Source organism: Mesobacillus sp. LC4, assembly GCF_053543455.1.
On the sequence record NZ_JBGCUB010000001.1, the window covers coordinates 1206744 to 1227046 of the forward strand.

General features: G+C 44.8%; 24 protein-coding genes and 1 pseudogene. 5 read left to right on the top strand and 20 right to left on the bottom strand.

Translation table 11 applies throughout. The features are described from left to right. Window positions 1-349 precede the first annotated feature (349 nt). Together AB5I83_RS06160 and AB5I83_RS06165 are read left to right on the top strand one after the other, a co-directional pair. Window positions 350-1285 carry a DMT family transporter gene (locus AB5I83_RS06160; RefSeq protein WP_448973659.1) on the top strand — a complete coding sequence of 312 codons (936 nt, stop codon included), beginning with the start codon at window positions 350-352 and terminating at the stop codon, window positions 1283-1285. Window positions 1286-1297: 12 nt separating this feature from the next. Beyond that, window positions 1298-2233 (top strand): acetamidase/formamidase family protein, encoded by a 936-nt coding sequence (locus tag AB5I83_RS06165; RefSeq protein WP_448973661.1) that lies wholly within the window; start codon window positions 1298-1300, stop codon window positions 2231-2233. Between the two features lie 48 nt (window positions 2234-2281). On the opposite strand, the gene AB5I83_RS06170 is transcribed toward AB5I83_RS06165, so the two are convergent. Then, complete coding sequence (locus AB5I83_RS06170) at window positions 2282-3157, bottom strand: GNAT family N-acetyltransferase (RefSeq protein ID WP_448973663.1); 876 nt, start codon at window positions 3155-3157, stop codon at window positions 2282-2284. A 240-nt stretch (window positions 3158-3397) separates the two neighbouring features. Continuing rightward, entirely contained in the window at window positions 3398-3922 is a 525-nt protein-coding gene (locus AB5I83_RS06175) for a DinB family protein (protein ID WP_448973664.1), read from the bottom strand. Window positions 3923-4053: 131 nt separating this feature from the next. Between AB5I83_RS06175 and AB5I83_RS06180 the strand changes: the two genes are divergently transcribed. After that, the gene (locus tag AB5I83_RS06180) at window positions 4054-4512 is read left to right on the top strand and encodes a J domain-containing protein (protein WP_448973665.1); all 459 of its coding nucleotides are present in this window, start codon (window positions 4054-4056) and stop codon (window positions 4510-4512) included. A 16-nt stretch (window positions 4513-4528) separates the two neighbouring features. Here the strand turns inward: AB5I83_RS06180 and AB5I83_RS06185 are convergent, their stop codons facing one another. Then, a complete protein-coding gene (locus AB5I83_RS06185; protein ID WP_448973666.1) occupies window positions 4529-4684 on the bottom strand; it encodes a hypothetical protein in 156 nt (51 codons plus the stop codon). A 153-nt stretch (window positions 4685-4837) separates the two neighbouring features. Continuing rightward, window positions 4838-5620 carry a manganese catalase family protein gene (locus AB5I83_RS06190; protein WP_448973667.1) on the bottom strand — a complete coding sequence of 261 codons (783 nt, stop codon included), beginning with the start codon at window positions 5618-5620 and terminating at the stop codon, window positions 4838-4840. A 193-nt stretch (window positions 5621-5813) separates the two neighbouring features. Between AB5I83_RS06190 and AB5I83_RS06195 the strand changes: the two genes are divergently transcribed. Together AB5I83_RS06195 and AB5I83_RS06200 are read left to right on the top strand one after the other, a co-directional pair. Next, window positions 5814-5990: a hypothetical protein gene (locus AB5I83_RS06195; RefSeq protein ID WP_448973668.1), complete on the top strand. Its 177-nt coding sequence runs from the start codon at window positions 5814-5816 to the stop codon at window positions 5988-5990. Between the two features lie 15 nt (window positions 5991-6005). Beyond that, window positions 6006-6335 (top strand): annotated as a pseudogene (locus tag AB5I83_RS06200) (redoxin domain-containing protein); the annotation flags it as partial. 93 nt (window positions 6336-6428) lie between these two features. Here AB5I83_RS06200 and AB5I83_RS06205 read toward each other — a convergent pair. From AB5I83_RS06205 to AB5I83_RS06280, 16 genes are all read right to left on the bottom strand, one after another. Next, window positions 6429-6791, bottom strand: coding sequence for a VOC family protein (locus tag AB5I83_RS06205; RefSeq protein WP_448973669.1), 363 nt, complete (start codon window positions 6789-6791; stop codon window positions 6429-6431). 174 nt (window positions 6792-6965) lie between these two features. Continuing rightward, window positions 6966-7163 (bottom strand): 4-oxalocrotonate tautomerase, encoded by a 198-nt coding sequence (locus AB5I83_RS06210; RefSeq protein WP_448973670.1) that lies wholly within the window; start codon window positions 7161-7163, stop codon window positions 6966-6968. Between the two features lie 51 nt (window positions 7164-7214). Continuing rightward, window positions 7215-8495, bottom strand: a complete 1281-nt coding sequence (locus AB5I83_RS06215) for a TRAP transporter large permease (protein ID WP_448973671.1) — start codon at window positions 8493-8495, stop codon at window positions 7215-7217. Next, entirely contained in the window at window positions 8492-9022 is a 531-nt protein-coding gene (locus tag AB5I83_RS06220; RefSeq protein ID WP_448973673.1) for a TRAP transporter small permease, read from the bottom strand. Before AB5I83_RS06220 ends, AB5I83_RS06215 begins: the two co-directional genes overlap by 4 nt. Window positions 9023-9040: 18 nt before the next feature. Further along, window positions 9041-10054 carry a TRAP transporter substrate-binding protein gene (locus tag AB5I83_RS06225; protein ID WP_448973675.1) on the bottom strand — a complete coding sequence of 338 codons (1014 nt, stop codon included), beginning with the start codon at window positions 10052-10054 and terminating at the stop codon, window positions 9041-9043. Window positions 10055-10233: 179 nt separating this feature from the next. Then, window positions 10234-11031: a 2-keto-4-pentenoate hydratase gene (locus AB5I83_RS06230; protein WP_448973676.1), complete on the bottom strand. Its 798-nt coding sequence runs from the start codon at window positions 11029-11031 to the stop codon at window positions 10234-10236. A 3-nt stretch (window positions 11032-11034) separates the two neighbouring features. Then, window positions 11035-12063: a 4-hydroxy-2-oxovalerate aldolase gene (gene dmpG, locus AB5I83_RS06235; protein ID WP_448973677.1), complete on the bottom strand. Its 1029-nt coding sequence runs from the start codon at window positions 12061-12063 to the stop codon at window positions 11035-11037. A 9-nt stretch (window positions 12064-12072) separates the two neighbouring features. Next, on the bottom strand, window positions 12073-12963 hold the full coding sequence (locus AB5I83_RS06240; protein WP_448973678.1) for an acetaldehyde dehydrogenase (acetylating): 891 nt from the start codon (window positions 12961-12963) through the stop codon (window positions 12073-12075). Between the two features lie 12 nt (window positions 12964-12975). Beyond that, window positions 12976-13755 (bottom strand): 2-keto-4-pentenoate hydratase, encoded by a 780-nt coding sequence (locus AB5I83_RS06245; protein ID WP_448973679.1) that lies wholly within the window; start codon window positions 13753-13755, stop codon window positions 12976-12978. Between the two features lie 384 nt (window positions 13756-14139). After that, window positions 14140-15600 carry an aldehyde dehydrogenase gene (locus tag AB5I83_RS06250; RefSeq protein WP_448973680.1) on the bottom strand — a complete coding sequence of 487 codons (1461 nt, stop codon included), beginning with the start codon at window positions 15598-15600 and terminating at the stop codon, window positions 14140-14142. Next, window positions 15597-16076: a RidA family protein gene (locus AB5I83_RS06255; RefSeq protein WP_448973682.1), complete on the bottom strand. Its 480-nt coding sequence runs from the start codon at window positions 16074-16076 to the stop codon at window positions 15597-15599. Before AB5I83_RS06255 ends, AB5I83_RS06250 begins: the two co-directional genes overlap by 4 nt. Before the next feature lie 4 nt (window positions 16077-16080). After that, window positions 16081-17091, bottom strand: a complete 1011-nt coding sequence (locus tag AB5I83_RS06260) for an amidohydrolase family protein (RefSeq protein ID WP_448973684.1) — start codon at window positions 17089-17091, stop codon at window positions 16081-16083. After that, a complete protein-coding gene (locus tag AB5I83_RS06265) occupies window positions 17076-17615 on the bottom strand; it encodes a 3-hydroxyanthranilate 3,4-dioxygenase (protein WP_167830663.1) in 540 nt (179 codons plus the stop codon). Before AB5I83_RS06265 ends, AB5I83_RS06260 begins: the two co-directional genes overlap by 16 nt. Window positions 17616-17654: 39 nt before the next feature. Continuing rightward, window positions 17655-18212 carry an NADPH-dependent FMN reductase gene (locus tag AB5I83_RS06270; RefSeq protein WP_448973686.1) on the bottom strand — a complete coding sequence of 186 codons (558 nt, stop codon included), beginning with the start codon at window positions 18210-18212 and terminating at the stop codon, window positions 17655-17657. 32 nt (window positions 18213-18244) lie between these two features. Beyond that, the gene (locus AB5I83_RS06275; protein WP_448973688.1) at window positions 18245-18781 is read right to left on the bottom strand and encodes an FAD synthetase; all 537 of its coding nucleotides are present in this window, start codon (window positions 18779-18781) and stop codon (window positions 18245-18247) included. 21 nt (window positions 18782-18802) lie between these two features. Next, window positions 18803-20284 (bottom strand): 4-hydroxyphenylacetate 3-hydroxylase family protein, encoded by a 1482-nt coding sequence (locus tag AB5I83_RS06280; protein ID WP_448973690.1) that lies wholly within the window; start codon window positions 20282-20284, stop codon window positions 18803-18805. Between the last annotated feature and the right edge of the window lie 19 nt (window positions 20285-20303).

Below are 20303 nucleotides of genomic sequence, written 5' to 3' on the forward strand. Positions count from 1 at the left end.
CTGACAGCTTTTCTACTTTTCGCACCAAACCTGTCTTAAGTTGTGGTTACTTAAGACAGCTTTTCTACTTTTCTTAATAAACCTGTCTTAAGTTGCGCTTTCTTCTGACAGCTTTTCCTCTTTTCTCATCGAACCTGTCTTAAGTTGTGGTTTCTTTTGACAGCTTTGCTTCTTTTCGCACCAAAGCTGTCTTAAGTTGTGATTTCTTCTGACAGCTTTTCCTCTTTCGCACCAAAGCTGCTGAAGCCAGTATAAACAGAAAAATATACAGATTTTTAAAATTCTTTATTTCGCTTTTCGAAAAAGATGCTACAATACTAGTTAAAACATTCGTAAAGAAGGGACTACAATGAACAAAAAATTATGGATTACATATGGCATGTTGACCTTTGCCACATCAACATGGGGCAGTGCGTTCATTGCTGGTAAATACGCGGTGCAAAGCTTTGAACCGGCCACTGTTGCTTTTTTTAGGTTTTTCGGGGCAGCCATCCTCTTATTTCCTCTAATGTTCATCATGGAGAAAAACCGCCAGAAACCTAATTTGAAGGATTACAGCTTATTTGCCGTTTTAGGCCTAACAGGAATCGCCTTGTACAATATCTTCTTTTTCTTGGCCAGCAAACATGCACCTGTTATCAAAAGTTCTTTATTCATCGCCTCTAATCCGGTGCTGATCGTGCTTTTGTCAGCTTTATTTTTAAAAGAAACCATCACCCGCAACAATGTGATTGGATTGGCTATTGCACTTTCAGGAGCCTTTTTCATCATCACCGAAGGACATTTGATGAATTTAATTCAACTTGGATTCGAGCCAATTGACTTCGTTTTGATGGGAGCGGTTGTCAGCTGGGCGCTTTACAGTGTGGTTGGTAAAATCGTGCTCAAGAAGTTCAGTTCTGTTGAATCCACTACCTATGCAGTAGCGTTCGGTACATTGTTCTTACTGCCTTTCGCTCTGGCGGAAACATCATGGCAGGATGTACAGCAAGCATCGGGTACTACCTGGGTCGCCATTATACATATGAGCGTTTTGGTTACCGTCGTCTCATTCGTTATGTACTACAATGGAATCAAGGAAGTTGGAGCAGCAAAGGCGTCGATTTTCATCAACGTAATGCCTGTATCTGCGGTCATCATGGCTACATTGTTTTTAGGTGAAAAATTCACTGCCGCTCATGCAATCGGAGCAGCTCTCGTTTTATCTGGAGTTTATATAGGAACGAACCCGAGGCTTTTTAAAAGAAAGCCTAAGGCTGAAACAGTAAAAAAAGAAATCGCATAAGGAGTGGCGAACATGATCCACAAAATTCAATTGAAGTCCGAAAACCTGCATGGTTCTTTTAGCAATGAATATAAGCCAATACTAACAGTTCATTCCGGTGACTCGATCCGGATGCAAACTCCGGACATTGAATGGGGATATTCTGCATTGAAAGGAATCGAGCGAGAGTTTTTCAAGTCTGCTGTAAACGAAGAAACTCCTTTGCACCCGATGATTGGCCCTATCGAAGTGAAGGGCGCGAAGCCAGGGATGGTGCTTGAAGTGAAGTTGAATGATGTCGTTCCTGGCTGGTATGGGACAAACTGGGCCGGCGGCAAAAAAAGCTGGCAAAATGACGCAGTCGGATTGACGGGAGCTGAGAGAATCCGTCTTGACTGGGAGTTGGATACTGATACGATGACTGCGAGCGTTGAGGTTGGTTCCCGCCCTGTGAAGGTTGGTCTTAACCCTTTCATCGGATTGATGGGAGTGGCACCAGCCGAACATGGCGTGCATCACACCTCTCCTCCCCGCTCTTGCGGTGGCAACATCGACTGCAAGGAATTAAAAAGAGGCAGTACATTGTACCTGCCGATTTCAGTTGAAGGAGCACTATTTTCCATCGGGGACGGCCATGCCGCACAGGGAGACGGCGAAGTTTCCGGCACCGCAATCGAGTGTCCGATGGATTTAGTGGACATCACCCTTACACTAAGGGATGATCTTTCGCTGAAGATGCCGCGTGCCAACACCCCCGAAGGATGGCTGACTTTCGGTTTCAATGAGGATCTCAATCTTGCAGCCGCACAGGCTTTGGATGAGATGGTGGATTTTTTGAGGGAATTGCATGGCGTAGAGCGTACAGAAGCACTGGCAATCGCAAGCGTGACCGTCGATTTACGGATCACCCAGGTCGTGAACGGCGTCAAAGGGGTTCACGCCGTTTTGCCTCATGGAGCTGTTAGGTAATTTGCCTGTAAGCTTGGAGTATGTGGTTGAAATACTCCAAGCTTACTTTTATATTTCCTTAGTAAAATAGCATAATTCATGAATCTGCTCAAAGCCCACTTTCTTGTATAACCTGATGGCTTCCTGGTTGGCGGAACTGACACATAGAGTAATAGATTGGATGCTATCAAAAGAAAAGAACCAATTTAGTGCGGCGGTTAGCAATTTACTTCCCATGCCTTTTCCACGCTCACTTTCTTGAACAGCAAAAAACTCAATGCTTCCTTCCCCGAACTCTGGTTCTGCTTCAATATAAATATATCCGCTTAAGCGACCTTCAGTGGCAACAATAAAAACCTTTCTGTCCTCGTTGAGTCTGTTGATGATTTGCTCCCCACTATAATATGTTTCGGGAAAAGATTGATTGTGCAGCTCAATCATATCGGGAACATTCTGCTCCTCTAATTCATGGAGCTTGTCATCCTCCAACTCTTGTAATCTGCTTCGGTGGAAACTCAATATGGTCTGGTCACTATGCCTGTTAAAAGAGAGGTTCTCAGCAAGCTCAAGGACCTTATGATTTGCCTTGTTCGGAAACATGGAGAGGGCGGTGATTTCTTCTGGAAGCAATTCAAGCATTTTGGCCCACAGAGTACTCGTAATATCCCACTTATCTTCCTTAACAAACGGCCCCCAAATTTCAGCACTATGATTCTCAAGGTCAGCATCAAACCCTAAAACACCAATTAAATCTTTATCATCATAAGCAGTCAAAAGACTATGTTCATATGTAATATCAGTAAAATCTTCCCTTAACGAATTTGCTATTTCCAAAGGGTCCATCCCACAAAAACCAATATGTGATGTTTCCACTCTGTTTATCTCTGAAATGAACTGCGCTACTACTTCAATCTCATCATTTCTCACTGAGCTTATAATCGTCATTTTTGAACTCCTATTTATTAACGGTAATTTATTGTACAGACAAAGTAAGAGCAACAGATCCGGTATTTATCCGAAGTTGACCTGGGTTCAGACAAAATTTCAGCTTCTCCTCTAGATTTTGTCCGAAGTCGACCTGGGTTCAGACAAAATGACGGCAGCAACTCTGGATTTTGTCCGAACGTAACCTATGTTCAGACAAAATCCATCCGACTGGACAAGAATTTGTCCAAACCCTCAAAGTTACTTGTTCAATATCCCCAAATAACTCTTCCAAGGCCCTACTGCCACATCAAATCTTTTTGCCATCACTCTAGTAATCTGTGATATATGTGTTAAATCATGAACAACCCAGGTAGAAATAAGCTCTCGCACCTTCACTTCTCCATACTCTGGGTGGATTCCCGTCATTTCAAGCTGTTTTTGATCTTTGATCATCTTTTTCAGTTTCGCAACACTTTCCGCCCTTAAGGAACTGAATTCAGCAATTTTTTCTTCGATTGTCCAGTCATGATATTGCTGCAAATGTGAAAACCGGTCAAATGGGGGGAATCTTTTATCATTTGTCTCGCTTACTATCAACTCTAACCGGGGGATCCAGTTATATTTCTCGCCATCGATCAAATGGCCAATAACCTGTGAAGGATTCCAGGTTCCTTCCCCTTCATTGCATTCTAGCCAGCCATACGATAAACCGACTAAATAATGCTCCAATACCTTGGGAGTACGTTCCAGTACTTCTATTGGTTCCGTTAAGTCAAATGCCATTAGCTCTCCAGCTCCTTTATTTTTAAAAACTAGTAGATGTAACACATTGTCATACTTCTGTTCTTTTTCTGAAAAATATCAATGGTATGATAGATTTGTCTGATAATTATTGAGTTAAGAGAGTGAAATAGATGCTGACAATCAAAGAAACTGCAGAACAATTAACTTCATATGGGATGGAAACGACAGAACAGGAAGTTCATACCTGGATTAAAACAGGTTTTTTAGATGCTGAATCTGATAAAATAAATCACGCGAATCTGGCCGAATTCGTAATTAAGATTCATACTGATCTACTGGAACAGTCACGTGACGAAAATAAAAAACTGACGGAGCAGCTCGAGCTTTTACATACAAGATTACATATTGAACAATCGAAGGTCCGTACCTTGAAAAAAATGCTTAATGCCCATATAGAGGCGTCTGTTGCGCCTACTTCCAAGTTAGAGGACTTGCTTGGCTTAAAACAGAATAGCAACAGTCAGGAGCTAAAAAAAGAGTTCAAAAAAATCCTTAAGGCCCTGCATCCCGACCGTGGCGGCGACGAAAGGCTTTTTAAAGTGTTCAAAAATCATTATGAGAAATTGTGATAAGAAGCACTGAAATTCAATTTTTCATTGCTAAATAATATGTACTGACGCCCATGATCAGACCACCGAATACACCTATGGCTGCGCCTGCTGCAACCCAGATCGTGGACAAATAGATGCCGCCCATGTATGCGAACAGTCCAACAAGGAACAGAAATTTACCTTTTTTCATGCCGTCTCCCTTTTATCGTAGTTTTGATTCACATTCATTACTTCTAGCAACACATGGAAATACCCTTTTTTTTACTAGCCATCGGAAAAACCAAGAATTTTCAGATCAAACAAAAACCCTCCAAATCAAACGATTTAGAGGGCAGCATTACTATTATTCTTTTGGCTCGACCGGGCCTTCAAACACTTTTGCTTGTTTAGCGAAGCTGAATTCATTTTTGGCAAGGCCCCCGAGTGATAGATCAAAATACATATTAACATGGTCGCCTGTCTGATGCGCTTTTTTGTTTTCCAATTCCTTAGCTCGCATGATCGCTTCTTCGAAAAGTGTCGCATGGGCTGCTTCGCGATCAATCAGGAATTGGAACATCTCTCTTGCGCCAGGATCATCTACATGGCGATATAACTCTTCATATACTTTTTTCGCGCGCAGTTCAGCTGCTAAATCTGATTGCAGGTTGGCAACGAGATCGCCGACATTATTAATGAAATTACCTGTAAAAGGAGTTCCTGAAGAATCCACAAAATCAAGTCCGTGACCATCGAGAATCATGCTTTTCTGAACAGTAGAATTAAAGTTGAAATGCATCATATTGTTGATATGGCTCTTGGCATCTGACAGAATATTTCCTTCACCGGACATCTTCCTTTCATCCGCCCCCATATCTTCCATCTTTTGCTCTTTATCAGGACCACCCATCAACTGAGTGATACACTCACCGACCATTTCAAGGTGGGAAATTTCCTCTGTAGAAATATCCATCAGTAAATCCCGAATCGCTGGGTCAGGAGTGCTAAAGCTTTGAGCAAAATATTGAAGACAGGCTTTCAATTCACCGTTGGCACCGCCAAATTGTTCAAGTACTGCTGCTGCATGTGCTGGATTGGGGCTTTTAACTTGGACAGGGAACAATAATTCTTTTTTGTGGATGTACATTATTCAGCCTCCATCAAGTATATTTTTACACTTAGACTCATTCCCGAGTGACGATTGTATAAACGTCTATTCTCATAATTTTAAGTAAGCTTCCGCCACAAGTCCTTTACTCGAAACAAAAGATTCATAAATGATATAATGAGTTTTCAACAAAAAACGTTATACTTAGTAACATACATAAGGAGGTGCACATATGAGGAAATCGATTTTTTTAATCATGCTATTGATGGTCGGTGCTATTATAAGCGGCTGTTCCGGAGAAAAATCCGAATCCAAAGCCCTTTCCCTTCCAAATGAAAATGGTGAGGATGTTGCCTTCGAAAATATGGATGAGCCTGCTCTCGTTTTCTTTTTTACCGGAGTTGGTTGAGACTTCTGTAAATCGCAGCTGGTCGAGCTGCAAAACCGGAAAGAGTCATTCAGCCAGTTTCCAGGAAACATTTACGCAGTAAGCGCATCGTCTGTGAAGGAACATAAGGCGATGAAAGAAGAGTTAGGACTTGAATATCCCGTCATTTCCGATGAGAAATTGAAATTGATTAAAAAGACAAATATGTTGGACCCCGAGTCTCCAATAGCAGTACGAGGATTCGCTGTTATTGATAAAGACGGCACCGTCCTCCACTCCCAGCAAATTGATACATTCGGAGCAGAAGCAGAAGGAATCATCCCATATGCTGCTGACATTGCCAACGGGGAGAAACCAGTGGAGTAAACACGAAAGAACCACCTAATTGCTAGGTGGTTCTTTCTTTGCTCAAGGTTCGAGACTTTAGGAACTTTTAAGTTTACCTAGAAACATCACTCATTACTTGAAATTAGAAAACTCAACGAGCTCAAGCTGATTGCCGAATGGATCCTCAATCATGTTGTATCTTCCGGGCGGGCACGGTCTCAATTCATCAAACAAGATTTTTGCACCCTTTTCACGCAGAGCATTCACATCCTCATCAAGACTTTCAGAAAGAATGCCTAATAATACCTTTTGGCCTCCAATTGCAGTAGCTTCCTCACTTTTCTCGAGCACAATCGGAATTTCATTATGTACTAACGAAACGATATTTTTTCCATAATGCTTCGATACTTCGAAGTCGAGCACCTTCGTGTAAAATTCAAGAGCTGCCTCCATATCGTCAACTTTAATCGTTAAGACACAAACTTTGTTTAACATTGAAATCACTCCTTTTAAAAAAATTCCTGACAACTGATTTTGTTTATTCGGAGAATATGTAGGATACCTTGATGTTCAATTGTTTCTCCATACTCAAAACCGTTATCCTTAAATCTATTCGCTTAATATTAAGGAAACCCTTTTAATAACCCACTAAAAAATCCCAACTCTTTATCAGAGTTGAGATTTAAATTCCTCCTTCGTGACGCCGCCTACACCCCAGTACTTATGTGGCACCATCTGTACGATCACTCGCACCTGTTCTGGCTTGACTCCAAGCGTCCGAACAGCTGTATCAGTAATCCCAGAAATCAATTCTTTTATTTTTTCATCACTTCGACCTTCAAGCACCTGTACTTGAATAATTGGCATCACCATCACTCCTTATCGACAAATTCCGGGTGGTGACAGGCACCGCCCGAATTAGAATCCTAGTAATCGTGGGATGAATAGTGTTGTTTGTTCCCAATAGGTGACGATAAAGAGCATCGCGATTCCGATCAGGAGCATTGGTGTAACCGCTTTGATCAGGCGTTCGAATTTTACCTCAGCGATTGAAGATACGATGAACAGTCCTGTACCGACTGGAGGTGTCAGCAATCCGATCGTCAGGTTGATACAGATGATGACCCCGAAGTGGATCGGATCAATCTGAAATCCTGTGACCAATGGCATGAATACTGGAACAAGAATGATCAATGCAGCGATTCCATCTAGCAAAGTTCCTATGATTAACAAGAAAATATTGACCAGCAACAGAAATACAAACGGGTTATCTGAAATCGACAACATGGAGTTCGCAATCAATTGCGGCACCTGCTCAAAGGCAATCAGCCAGCCGAACAAGTTGGCCATCGCGATCAAAAAGGTAACCGTGGCAGTGCCAATGACAGTGTTAATCAAAATTTTCGATAAGCTCTTCCACTTCAATTCCTTGTAAAAAAACATCCCCACTATGAAAGCAATTACACTGGCGACTGCAGCCGATTCAGTAGCAGTAAAAGCACCGCTAAGGATCCCAACTGTAATGACGAATGGGACCAAAATTGCTGGAAGTACTTTTAGGAAAGCGTTGAAGATAGCATTCAAGCTGGCCCTTTCACTTCGTGGGAAGTTATGTTTATAACCTAGATAAGCAATCAATGAAACAAATCCGATACCGAAAATGGTACCCGGAATAATCCCGGCCATGAACAATCCGCCAATCGAAGTTCCAGACAACGTCCCATAAATGATGAAGATCATGCTCGGTGGAATGATAGGAGCCACAATGGAGCTTGCAAGTGTCAATGCCGATGAAAATTCACGGCTGTACCCTTCCTTTTCCATCTCTGGTACCATGACCTTACTCATCATAGCAGCCTGGGCATTCGCAGAACCGAGAATCGAAGCAAGGAACATATTGGCGATTACCGTTACGTAAGCTAGCCCGCCGCGGACGTGACCGACAAGCATCCTTGCAAACACGACCAACCTGTTCGTGATTCCTCCGCTATTCATCAATTCACCCGTCAGCATGAACAATGGAATGGCCAATAAGCCGAAATTCTCCATTCCAGAGTATAGGCGTTGTGGTGTCGATTCAAGCAGCATTGTATTTCCAGTCACCAAAAAGTAAACAATTGTTGTCATTCCGAGCACTAATGAGATTGGTATTCCCATTAACAAGAATACAACGAACGCTAAAATAACCAGTGCCATCATTTTTCTTCACTCTCCTTTGCGGCAGCATGGAGATTTGTAACAATTTCACTATTAATATGATGATTTTGCATAATATCTAACATATTACTAATTAAATGAATCGTTGCGAACAGCAGCCCAATAGGCAGAATCGCATAAGGAATCCACATCGGAAGCAAAATCGCACTCGATCTCTGGATTGCCACAGAAGAGGAAGTAATCCAGGTAAAACAATAGAATAATAGAATTGCCATGAATAAAAGCATAAAGACATGTGCCAGGATTGCCACCCATTTATTGATTTTTTCTGGCAGATAGTCTGTAACCAGGGTAACAGATGCCTGAGTCTTATATTTCAACCCGAGACTGCCGCCGATGAACGTTATGTAAATCAATAAGAAAATCGATACCTCTCCGGCCCAGAATAAAGGGTCATTGAATACATATCGAAAAACAACGGCAGCCGCGACAATCACAGCCATTGCGAACATGAGGATAATAGCCAGTTTCTTTTCGAAACTGGCTACCATATTGCTGACGTATTTCACGCATTTCCCTCCAATAGGTTATTTGCGGAATGTATCAATGAATTCCTGGATCAACGGATCTGTTGGTCCATACTTTTCATCGAATTGCTTGATATATGGTTCAAATAATTTATGGTCGATTTCATAGACCTTCATCCCAGTATCGCTAAGGGTCTTTTTGAACTCTTCTTCCTGGGATGCACGTGTATTAGCTGAATAATCAGCTGCAGCCTTGATGGCATCTTCAACGATTTTTTTATCCCCATCAGAAAGCTTTTCATACTTATCCTTATTCATGATTGCGACTGAAGGCCATACCATATGGTTTGTAACAGCGGCATATTTAGCAACTTCATGATACTTATTGGTGATTGTTGCATCCAAGTCCATATCCATTCCATCAATGACCCCTGTTTGAACTGCAGCGTATACCTCAGGTAATGGCAGCGATTCTGGAGAAGCTCCTAGTGATTTATAAAAATCTTGCAGCGGAGGACTTGGTGTAACTCGGTAGGCCAATCCCTTCATATCTTCTGGCTTCTTTACTTCCTTATCCTTGAACAACATGACGCGATTTCCGGCGAACAGGTAATCAAGTCCTTTAAGTCCCTGGTCGTCAAGAGTGGCCAAAATCTTCTTCGCAATTTCAGTATCGCGTGCTGCATTTGTCTCTTTTAAATCTTCAAAAGCATATGGAGCGAACCATGCAGTGAATGCTGGTGCACGTGAACTCATATATGCCGCAGTGATTAAACCAAAATCAACTGAACCAGAAGAGATTTGCTGGACCATATCCGCTTCGCTGCCAAGCTGGCTGGCGGGATAGATTTCCACAGTCATTCGCCCATCTGAGTTCTTTTCCAATTCCTCCTTGAATTTTTCAGCGGCCTTGTGCCACATATGGTCCGTTGGGGTTATGTGCGCAAGCTTGAATGAGTATTTCTCACCAGATCCTGCCGCAGGTTTTGCATCGGTATCATTCCCACAAGCAGCAGCAGTCAACACGAGCATAAAAATTAATAGTGTCAGACTAATTTTTCTAAAACCAACCATTTCTCGCACCCCTTTTATTTTTTGTAAACGCTCTCAAAAAAACTTTCCCAAGCTGTCTCTAACTGTGATTATAATCACTTTTTACTAGTGAAAGTGTAAAGTGCTTAACATAGAGTGTAAATTTTATCTTTATATTTCGAATATTCAAAACTAAAAAGGAAAGCACTTAGTCATAGAAACTAAGTGCTTGATTTGCATGTAAAGGAAACGCTGCCTAACTCTGCGAATTGCACTAGTACATTATCATTAGGTTCGAAGGCAATCGCCTCTGACACCGCTCCACTCAGGATCACATCTCCCTTTTTAATCCCTTTCCCAACTTCACCTAGCTTGTTGACCGCCCATGCGACTGATGTTGCCGGATGACCAAGAACTGCGGCACTCGATCCTGTTTGGACAACCTGTCCGTTTTTCGACATCACCATGCCCAGCTGGCCTAAATCTAATTCTCTCGGTGACATCCACTTGCTGCCGATCAAGAATTTCGAAGAAGAACAGTTATCCGCAATAACATCTGCCAGAGTGAACTTGAAGTTCAAATAGCGGCTGTCGATAATCTCAATTGCCGGTGCCACAAATTTTGTCACCCGTAATACATCTTCCGCAGTCACATCGGTTCCTTCCAGATCCTCGTTGATAAAGAAGGCAATTTCCGGCTCTGCTTTTGGATGGATGAACTCGCTGAAATCGAGGTGTTCCCACTCCAGCGCCAGCATATCATCTGTCAGGTAGCCATAAATCGCTTCATGGACTCCCATCATTTGCTGCTTCGCTTTACTCGTCAATCCCAGCTTCAGTCCAATTTTTCGAGACCCGTCCTTCTCTCGTCTCTCAATCAATTTTTCCTGGATTGAATACGCATCGGAAAAGCTTAGATCCGGATAACGGTCGGTCACCTTCACGACTTCACGACGTTCTTTTTCAGCGGAATATAAATATTCCACGATTTCAAGGTCGACACCCTTCGTAATCGTCATGCTTTACACCTCCAGCTTCCGGGCTTTTGACAGTTCAGCTGCGACATCAAGGATCATATCCTCCTGACCGCCTACAACCTTCCTTTTGCCCAACTCTATTAAAATATCCCTTGAATCAATTCCAAACCTCTGGCCGGCACGTTCAGCATGAAGCAAGAAGCTTGAATACACACCTGCATAGCCTAATACGAGACTTCCTCTATTAATCTCCTGCGGTCTAGGGATCATTGGACCAACCGTATTTTCTGCTAAGTCCATCATTTTATAAATATCGATTCCCAGATTGACGCCCATCCGGTCCAGTACCGACAATAGCACCTCTGTTTGTGCATTCCCTGCGCCTGCACCTAGGCAGCGGATACTTCCGTCAATCCTCGTTGCCCCTTCTTCAATCGCTGTCAGCGTATTTGCGACTGCTAATGAGAGATTATTATGTGCGTGAAAACCTACTTCAATAGATAATGAATCTCTTAAAGCGGCAATCTTTTCTTTTACTTCATGCGGTAAAAGAGCACCGGCAGAATCGGTGACATACACAGCCTGTGCCCCGTAACTCTCCATCAGCTTCGCCTGTTCTACCAATTTTTCCGTTGGAGCCATATGGGCCATCATCAGGAAGCCGAGCGTCTCCATCCCAAGCTCGCGCGCCATGCTGATATGCTGGGCGGAAACATCTGCTTCTGTTACATGAGTAGCGACCCTGACAAGACTTGCTCCTAACTGCCTGGCTTGCTTAAGCTCATGAACCGTTCCGATTCCTGGTAAAAGCAGTACCGCAACCTTTGAATTTTTACACTCATCAACCGATGCTTCGATTAATTTCATTTCATCAACGAGCGACTTCCCATACTGTAGTGTTGAGCCGCCCAATCCGTCTCCGTGGCTTACTTCGATATAATGCATGCCCGCGTCATCAAGCTCACGAACGACGCGGCGCACTTGCTCTTCAGTATATTGGTGCTGCATGACATGGCTGCCGTCACGCAGACAAACTTCAGTAATTTTGATAGGCTTATCACTTTTGCGCTTCAAACTTTCCACCTAGCCTTTCGCTTCAACACTCTGTTTTTCAAGCATATGAATCGCAAAGTCCTCAGCAACCCTCGTCGCAGCTGCTGTCATGATATCAAGGTTGCCGGCATAAACAGGGAAGTAGTCACCCGCACCCTCGACTTCCACAAACACAGTCACTTTGTTTCCATCAAACAACGGATCCTGCTTCAACCTGTATCCAGGAACATATTCCTTCACAGTTTCGACCATTTGCTCGATGGATTTTGAGATTGCCGCTTCATCCATATTTTTAACTTCGCAATAAATCGTGTCACGCATTAAAATCGGAGGCTCGGCCGGATTTAGGATAATGAGTGCCTTCCCTTGATCGGCACCTCCTACTTCCTCAATGCCCCTGCGCGTCGTAATCGTAAATTCATCAATATTGGCACGCGTTCCTGGACCGGCACTTTTAGAGGAGATGGTGGCGACGATTTCTGCGTAACTGACATCTGCAACGGAATTGATCGCAGAGACAATCGGAATCGTCGCTTGTCCTCCGCATGTAATCATGTTCACATTCTTTTCATTCAGGTACGCCTCTGTTTTAACAGCAGGTGAGACAAATGGTCCCCTGGCAGCCGGAGTAAGATCAATCGCCAGCTTACCTAACTCCGCCAATACTTTCGCATGCCTTACATGCGTTTTGGCAGAGGTTGCATCAAACACGATGTCAGCCATATCAGGATTTTCCTTCAGTGCCTCAATGCCGTTATGGAATGTCAGATACCCTTTTTCCTTCGCACGCTTTAAGCCGTCGGATTCAGGGTCGATCCCGATCATTGCTGTCAATTCAATGACTTCACTTCTTTCCAGCTTATACATAAGGTCGGTCCCGATGTTGCCGGAACCGATGATGGCTGCTTTGATTTTCGCCAATCTGCACACCTCCTACTCAAATGTCACGGACACGGAGCCGACCGGGCCAAACTGAGCGGAAACCGTATCGCCTTCCTGCACCGGGATGGCTGCCGAGAGCGCTCCTGGTAAAATCAGCTCCCCTGCCTTTAACGTAATTCCGAACTCATGTAGCTTATTCGCGAGCCAGGCAATCGCATGTGCCGGATGTCCAAGTGCCGCAGCTCCCGATCCGGTTGCAACCATTTCATTATTTTTGAAAAAAGTCATCCCCACACTTCGCAGGTCGATTCCATCTATAGTCGTCATCTTCTCACCAACTACGACCATCGCTGAAGATCCATTATCAGCAACGGTGTCGATGAGTCCAATCTTCCAATCCGCGATTCGGCTGTCGATGATTTCCAAGGTTGGCACAACATATTCCGTTGCCATCAGCACATCAAGGAAGGTTATGGACGGCCCCTTGAGGTCTTCTCCAAGCACGAAGCCAATTTCCGCTTCGATTTTCGGACTGAGGAAGTCCGACACCTTTACTGTACCGCCATTCGAGACCTTCATATCATCAAGCAAATGGCCATAATCAGGCTCATCGACACCCAGCATCTTCTGCATCGCCACACTCGTCAGGCCAACCTTTTTGCCAATAACCGTACGCCCTTCTTCCAGCTTCCTTTTCAAAACTTCAAGCTGGATATTGTAAGCATCCGTCACATTGAGATCTTCGAATTGCGCAGCCAGCGGTGAAATGGGATTTTTACTTTTTTCCGCTTCTATAAGCGTTTCAGCAATTTTTTCTATTGTTGCGTTCATGAAACCACCCTCCTTTTCTATTAAAATAGTAATTACTTTTATGATGACTTTCGTGAAAAATAGTTGTAATACCAGTTGGAATGGAATTAATACCAATTGGGCTGGTTTTAATACCAGTTCCAATGGATTTAATACCAGTTGCTTGCGATTTAATACCAGTTGGGTTCATTTACGAACCAATTGGACGTGCATTGAACGGTTGTGGGTCAAATAATCCCCGTTGAACTGCTTTTTCATTGTTGCCCAACTCTTATTCCCGGTTGAAGCAGATATATTTCCGGTTAACCAGCTTTTATTCCCGGTTGGAGCAGATATATTACCGGTTAACCAGCTTTTATTCCCGGTTGAAGCAGAAATATCTCCGGTTGCAACACCTACTCTAATTTACAGCTTCATCGTAATCGTCTTGGCTTCGGTATAAAACTCGAAGCTGTGCCTCCCGCCTTCGCGTCCGATGCCGCTTGCTTTGGATCCGCCAAACGGTGTGCGGAGGTCGCGGTAGTACCAGCAGTTGATCCACAATAAGCCGGAGTTCACTTTAGCAGCCACTCGATGAGCACGGCGCAGGTCATTCGTCCAGACTACTCCTGCTAAACCGTACATGGAATCATTGGCAATTCTGATTGCATCTTCTTCTGTTTTAAAAGGAATCACGACGAGCACTGGGCCGAAGATTTCTTCCTGGGCCACGCGCATCTTGTTGTCCACATCATATAAAACAGTAGGTTCATAGAAGTTGCCCTCGCCAAGACTGCTAATGCGCTTTCCGCCTGTAGCGAGCTTAGCGCCTTCACCTAATCCGATCTGGACATACTCATCGACGGTTTCCAGATGCCCTTTTGAAACAAGCGCTCCCATATCTGTTTCCTGGTCGAGTGGATTGCCCACCTTCAAAGCGCGAGCCGCCGCAACGAATTTTTCCATGAAAGTATCGTAAATGCTTTCCTGGACCAGCAAGCGTGAACCAGCAAGGCAAATCTCACCCTGGTTCCTGAAAATCGCTTCAATCGATCCTGCAACTGCTTCATCAAGATCGGCATCCTCGAATACAATATTGGCCGATTTGCCGCCAAGCTCAAGAGAAACGGGAATCAGCTGGGAAGCTGCGTTTTGCATGACCGTGCGGCCTGTCGTACTGTCACCAACAAAAGAAATCCTCCGCACTGATGGATTGCGCGTCATCTCTGTTCCTGCCGTACCGCCAGGACCTGTGATAATATTCAACACACCAGGCGGCAATCCTGCTTCATTGGCAATCTCACCAAGCATCACCGCGCTCAATGGGGTATAGGATGCTGGCTTCACAACAACCGTATTGCCAGCAGCCATTGCAGCCGACGCCTTCCAGGTCATCTGCATGAACGGAAGGTTCCACGGAATGATCAAGCTAGTCACTCCAGCCGGAGCGTGTTTCGAATAGGACATATAGCGAGACTGGTCATAATGCTCATGATTGATGTAGTTCGCCATTTCTGCAAAAAAGCGCAGGTTCGCTGCAGCCCGCGGGATATCAAATCCGCGACTTTCCTTAATTGGCTTTCCGACATCAAGCGTTTCGACCAAGGCCAATTCATCCACCTTTTCCATGACAAGTTCGGACATCCTGACCAGAATCTTTGTTCTTTCGGCAACAGGCATCTCACTCCAGACGCCGCTATCGAACGTCTTCTGTGAAACATCAATGGCGTGCTTTGCATCCTCTACACCAGCCTTCGCCACAGAAGCCAGCTTCTTATTAGTCGAAGGATCAATTGTGTCAAATGTCTCTCCGGACACTGCATCGATATAATCACCGTTAATAAATAGTTTTGCATCCTTTATAGCCTTTGGTTGAGCAGGATTCATCCTAATCCGCCCTCCTCATCCTCAAGTTCAACGACCATTTCAACTTCGACAGCGTTATTCAATGGCAGCTGTGCCATGCCAACTGCTGATCTTCCATGCTTCCCGCGATCACCGAACACCTGTACCAGCAAATCGGAAGCCCCATTCATGACCTTCGGCTGGTCGGTAAAATCAGGTGAACTATTCACGAAGCCGAGCACCTTCACAACTCGCTTCACCTTGCTGAGCTCGCCTAATTCCTGCTTCAGCACCGTCAACAAATTCAACATGCACTGCCTCGCCGCATCATAGCCAACCTCAATGGAAACATCCTCCCCAAGCCGGCCCCGGTATTCATTCGTTCCCTGGCCGGAGGTGAATATAAGGTTGCCGGTTCTCACACAGCTCACATAATTCCCTGCCGAGGGACGGGGAGCTGGCAAGGACAGACCAAGCTCCTTCAAACGTTCTTCTGGTGTAACTAAGGCCTTTTCCATAAAATCAACTCCCCACCTTTACAGGAATATTCAAAAACCTGAGTGCATTTTTACCGAGCATTGCTTCGCTCTGTTCCTTTGATAAGCCGACAGTGTCGTCGATAACCTTTCCAGGAGGAACCTCCCTCAGCAAAAATGGATAATCAGAACCCATGATAATGCGCTCATGGCCAAAATTCTGCAGTAGATAATTCAGGTTGACCGGCTCATTTACGAGCGAATCATAATAAAATTGCTTGGCGTAATGACTTGGCGGCTTATCAAGCAAGCGGAGGTGCGGCCATACCTTCCAGCCCTGATCAAGGCGAGGCAGCAAGTACGGCAGTGCGCCGCCTCCATGAGCCAGACAGATTTTCAGCTTCGGGAATTTATCCATGATTCCGCCTAGAATCAAACTTGCTCCAGCCAGTGCCGTTTCACTCGGCATCCCAACGGTGTACATCAAGTTATGGCGTGGCATCCGTTCTTTTCCGAGTGTTTCCCAAGGATGGATGAACAAAGGCACTTCCCATTTCTCAGCCATTTCGAAGAATTCGATAAACTGAGGATCATCGAGATTCACGCCATTCACATTCGTCCCAATTTCAATCCCGCTCAGTCCGAGCTCATGCTTGCAGCGGTCCATTTCCCGGATCGCAACCTCAACGTTTTGCAGCGGCACAGCACCCAGCCCGATAAATTTAGTTGGATACTGGTTAACCAGGTCGGCAATAAAGTCATTCTGTACCCTTGCCAAAATTTCCGCTTGCTCAGCAGGAGCCCAGTAGGAGAAAGTGACAGGAATCGGTGAAAGAACCTGAATGTCGACTCCCTCCCGTTCCATATCCTTGATTCGCTTCTCAGCGTCCCACACCTGGTCGGTCACTTCGCGGAATACTTTCCCGGCGATCATGATGTTAGCGCCGCACGCACAGGTTCGCTCAAGCGTCGGCCACTTCTCACCTCCGAATCGCTGCGTCAGCTCGCTGAAATTCTCTGGAATGATATGCGTATGGAAGTCTACTCGCATTTCCATTCACTCGCTTCAGGCGGCATCATATGTCCACAGTTATCACATTTGCGCAGTTCCTCATTTCCGTTGAAGCTGGCAATCGCTTCCTTCACCTGTTTTTCGATGTTAGTCAGCTGAATGGTAGCACGGTGCATTTCATGGTCGCACTCATCACAGAACCAGACGAAATCCTCCAGTTCACCTTCAGCACGGTTACGCTCGATCACTAGACCAATCGTGTTTGCTACACGGTGTGGAGAGTGCGGCACATTCGCAGGAAGATGGAACATTTCGCCTTCCTTCACTTCCACGACTTCACGCTTGCCTTCAGCATTGATGACCTCGACGTAGCAGCTTCCCTGAATCTGATAGAAGATCTCCTCGGATGGATCAACGTGGAAATCACGTCTCTTGTTTGGCCCGCCCAAAAGCATCACCATCAACTCTGCATCCTTCCAGATGACCTTGTTATTGACCGGCGGCTTCAGCTGGTCCCTGTTTTCCTCAATAAATTTCATAAGATTGATCGGAACAAATTGGCTTTTCATCTCTAATCGTCTCCCTTCAATTCTTGTAAAATAGTAAACCTACTCCGTAACCTTCGCCGCGCTGCCCTTCAATGACTTTTGCATATGAACGATTTCATCAGCTAAACCTGAAATCCGTTTCAGCAAATCTTCATCAATAATTTCATTTTCAGAATTAAAATGATCGTAATTGGCGTACACATAGCTTGGTGCAACAAACGCCCGGAAGTAACCTGCAATCGGCTTCAACTGATTTTCAATGACCAGGAAATGCTGGTACGTTCCACCATTGGCGACAAATCCCATCACTTTATTCCGGAATGCATCAGGGTGAATAAGGTCAAATAAATTTTTTAAAACTCCAGGAATGGATCCCTGAAAAATGGGTGTTCCGATTATGTAAAAATCGGCAGATGAGACTTTTTCAATCACTTCTCTCGTGTCCGCTGAATATTTCTCTGGCGGACGACCGTCACAAAACTCGACATCGTAATCCATCATATCGAGCATTTCCACCTCGATGTCTGGGTATTTCTTTTTCACATCATCAAGCACTTTGCGGACAACGATGCCTGTTTTTGCTCCGATGATCGTGCCTGAAATCCCTAGCAGCTTCATTCTGTTCACTCCTATTCTCGTAAAATAGAACTTTATTTTCCTGCTGGCCAACCGAGCAAAACATTTGAGAGATGAATTTCACCTTCAGAAATCAACTGGCGGATCCTCGATGAAGAAATCACGCCTCCCTGAGAGCAGCAGACTGGTTTAGTGACAGAGACCTTAAAATATTTTTTAAGGAGAGAAACATCTCCAAGCCGGTCCTTCCCGAAGCGAAAATCTCCTCCAACCATGATTTCAGCCGGATTCAGTTTCGCCAGGCAGTCAATGAATTCGTAAGCACTCCGACTGGCATACATCTCATCAAATCTGTGTACAACCGCATGCTTTGCTCCTAATTTAGCGATTTTCCCCACCTTCTCGTCCACTGTGGTCAGCATCCTTGCTCCTTGAAAAAACACCCGCGGTGGAGGATCAAATGTAAACACCACACTCGGAACCTTCAGTTTCCTGCCTCGTTGGACAGCCTGCCGGATTACTGTCTGATGACCACGATGGACACCGTCAAAGGCTCCTATCGCTACAATTGATTGAGGCAATTCCAATGAAGAATAAATATGTGTTTCCATCTGTCTTTCTCCTCCTGCAGGTTAGTTTGTAAGCGCTTCCTTGTTATCCAGCTGTGCGCCCTTCAACGCTTCATCAACCATCGTCAGTGGTGTTTGGCGCTTATAGTTGTTATAGAAAATACCGCGTTTACGGATCGGATCTCCTGTGTAATAGCGTTCATATTGCAACAGACGCTGTCCGAATGCCTCGCCGCACAGGTCCCAAGCGAGTTTGAAAATGCTGACACGTTCCAAAGAAGAAATTCCTTCCCTGCCAACATAGTAATTATCAATCGAACCTCTTAATTCATCACTTTCAAAATCTGCACCTGTTGGTGACATCAGCAAGCCGCCCGCGCCAACAATCTGGATGACCTCAATTGCCCGCGGATACATTTTCGGCAGCAAGCCGCGAATGGTCTCAAGGGGAACATAAGCTGGCATCGCTTCACCATGCTCGGTCATTGTGTGCTCATATTCGGCAACCTTCAACAATGCCCTAATGGATTCAAGTGACTGAGCAAGTTCGCCCAGCTGGTCCTGGACGTTCAAGTATCCGTCGACACCGATTGTATCGGCAACCTTCATCGCCACCTGTGTAGCAAACTCCAATTTTACAAGTCCACGTACACCTGATTGGTGTGCCGGCTGCTGTCCTGCACCTGTCATAGGGTAAAGCTTGTTGGCTGCCTCGACATTGTTATACAGGAAGACACGGTCCCAAGGTACGACCACATCGTCAAACACAAGCAATGCATCCATCTCTTCAAATCTTGAAGCAAGAGGATGATCGAAGAATGAGCGCTGTCCATCCTGCATCGGCTCGCGGCAGATGATGCGCAGTCCTGGTGTGTCAATCGGAATCGCAAATGCCAGTGCGTATTTTTCATCACCAGGCGCAAATCCAGGGAATGAGTAGATGATTACCTCATCTGTAACAGGAGCCAGCGTAGCCAGCATCTTCGCTCCCCTGACAACCAAGCCATCTGGAGTTTCCTTCACAGCACCAAGATGAGTGTACGTATCCTTTTGCTCATGCGAAGTCTTGCTACGGTCATTTTGCGGGTTGATGATCGCGTGGGTTAAGAAGATATCATTGTCACGCATGTATTTATAATAGTTGCGGACATTCTCTGCCCAGTTTTTATTATATTTTTCAAAAAACCAAGAATTGTAGTACATGGACGTCACAACGACGTTCAAGAAATCTGGAGTCCTGCCCATAAGGCCGAATGTCGCTTTTGCAAATGCCTCGAAAACATTGCGGCGCTTCACTAAATCTTCATAACTTTTCGGTACGAGGAATGCATTATTCACTCGCTCACCTGTTTCCTCACAAACATGAGTGATCTTATCCTGAAATTCAGGATCATGCTGCATATCATACAGCTTTGCAATTTCAAGGATCGGCTGCTTGAACACCGGTTCCTCTAATAAATTGTCGACCTTCTTCCCAGAAAGCCACACCTCAGGCTTACGTGCTTTAACCGCTTCAATATATTGAGCTCCAGTCCTAATTCCCATATTCACCCTCCTGAAAAAT

Excerpts from the sequence above, each read along its gene's own strand:
- AB5I83_RS06170 (WP_448973663.1), bottom strand. The coding sequence starts at position 3,157 with ATGACGATTATAAGCTCAGTGAGAAATGATGAGATTGAAGTAGTAGCG.
- AB5I83_RS06190 (WP_448973667.1), bottom strand. The coding sequence starts at position 5,620 with ATGTACATCCACAAAAAAGAATTATTGTTCCCTGTCCAAGTTAAAAGC.
- AB5I83_RS06180 (WP_448973665.1), top strand. The coding sequence starts at position 4,054 with ATGCTGACAATCAAAGAAACTGCAGAACAATTAACTTCATATGGGATG.
- AB5I83_RS06265 (WP_167830663.1), bottom strand. The coding sequence starts at position 17,615 with ATGAAAAGCCAATTTGTTCCGATCAATCTTATGAAATTTATTGAGGAA.
- AB5I83_RS06215 (WP_448973671.1), bottom strand. The coding sequence starts at position 8,495 with ATGATGGCACTGGTTATTTTAGCGTTCGTTGTATTCTTGTTAATGGGA.
- AB5I83_RS06205 (WP_448973669.1), bottom strand. The coding sequence starts at position 6,791 with ATGTTAAACAAAGTTTGTGTCTTAACGATTAAAGTTGACGATATGGAG.
- AB5I83_RS06280 (WP_448973690.1), bottom strand. The coding sequence starts at position 20,284 with ATGGGAATTAGGACTGGAGCTCAATATATTGAAGCGGTTAAAGCACGT.
- AB5I83_RS06250 (WP_448973680.1), bottom strand. The coding sequence starts at position 15,600 with ATGAATCCTGCTCAACCAAAGGCTATAAAGGATGCAAAACTATTTATT.
- AB5I83_RS06230 (WP_448973676.1), bottom strand. The coding sequence starts at position 11,031 with ATGACGATTACGAAGGGTGTCGACCTTGAAATCGTGGAATATTTATAT.
- AB5I83_RS06210 (WP_448973670.1), bottom strand. The coding sequence starts at position 7,163 with ATGCCAATTATTCAAGTACAGGTGCTTGAAGGTCGAAGTGATGAAAAA.
- AB5I83_RS06195 (WP_448973668.1), top strand. The coding sequence starts at position 5,814 with ATGAGGAAATCGATTTTTTTAATCATGCTATTGATGGTCGGTGCTATT.
- AB5I83_RS06275 (WP_448973688.1), bottom strand. The coding sequence starts at position 18,781 with ATGGAAACACATATTTATTCTTCATTGGAATTGCCTCAATCAATTGTA.
- AB5I83_RS06270 (WP_448973686.1), bottom strand. The coding sequence starts at position 18,212 with ATGAAGCTGCTAGGGATTTCAGGCACGATCATCGGAGCAAAAACAGGC.
- AB5I83_RS06175 (WP_448973664.1), bottom strand. The coding sequence starts at position 3,922 with ATGGCATTTGACTTAACGGAACCAATAGAAGTACTGGAACGTACTCCC.
- AB5I83_RS06225 (WP_448973675.1), bottom strand. The coding sequence starts at position 10,054 with ATGGTTGGTTTTAGAAAAATTAGTCTGACACTATTAATTTTTATGCTC.
- AB5I83_RS06165 (WP_448973661.1), top strand. The coding sequence starts at position 1,298 with ATGATCCACAAAATTCAATTGAAGTCCGAAAACCTGCATGGTTCTTTT.
- AB5I83_RS06160 (WP_448973659.1), top strand. The coding sequence starts at position 350 with ATGAACAAAAAATTATGGATTACATATGGCATGTTGACCTTTGCCACA.
- AB5I83_RS06255 (WP_448973682.1), bottom strand. The coding sequence starts at position 16,076 with ATGGAAAAGGCCTTAGTTACACCAGAAGAACGTTTGAAGGAGCTTGGT.
- AB5I83_RS06245 (WP_448973679.1), bottom strand. The coding sequence starts at position 13,755 with ATGAACGCAACAATAGAAAAAATTGCTGAAACGCTTATAGAAGCGGAA.
- AB5I83_RS06185 (WP_448973666.1), bottom strand. The coding sequence starts at position 4,684 with ATGAAAAAAGGTAAATTTCTGTTCCTTGTTGGACTGTTCGCATACATG.
- AB5I83_RS06260 (WP_448973684.1), bottom strand. The coding sequence starts at position 17,091 with ATGGAAATGCGAGTAGACTTCCATACGCATATCATTCCAGAGAATTTC.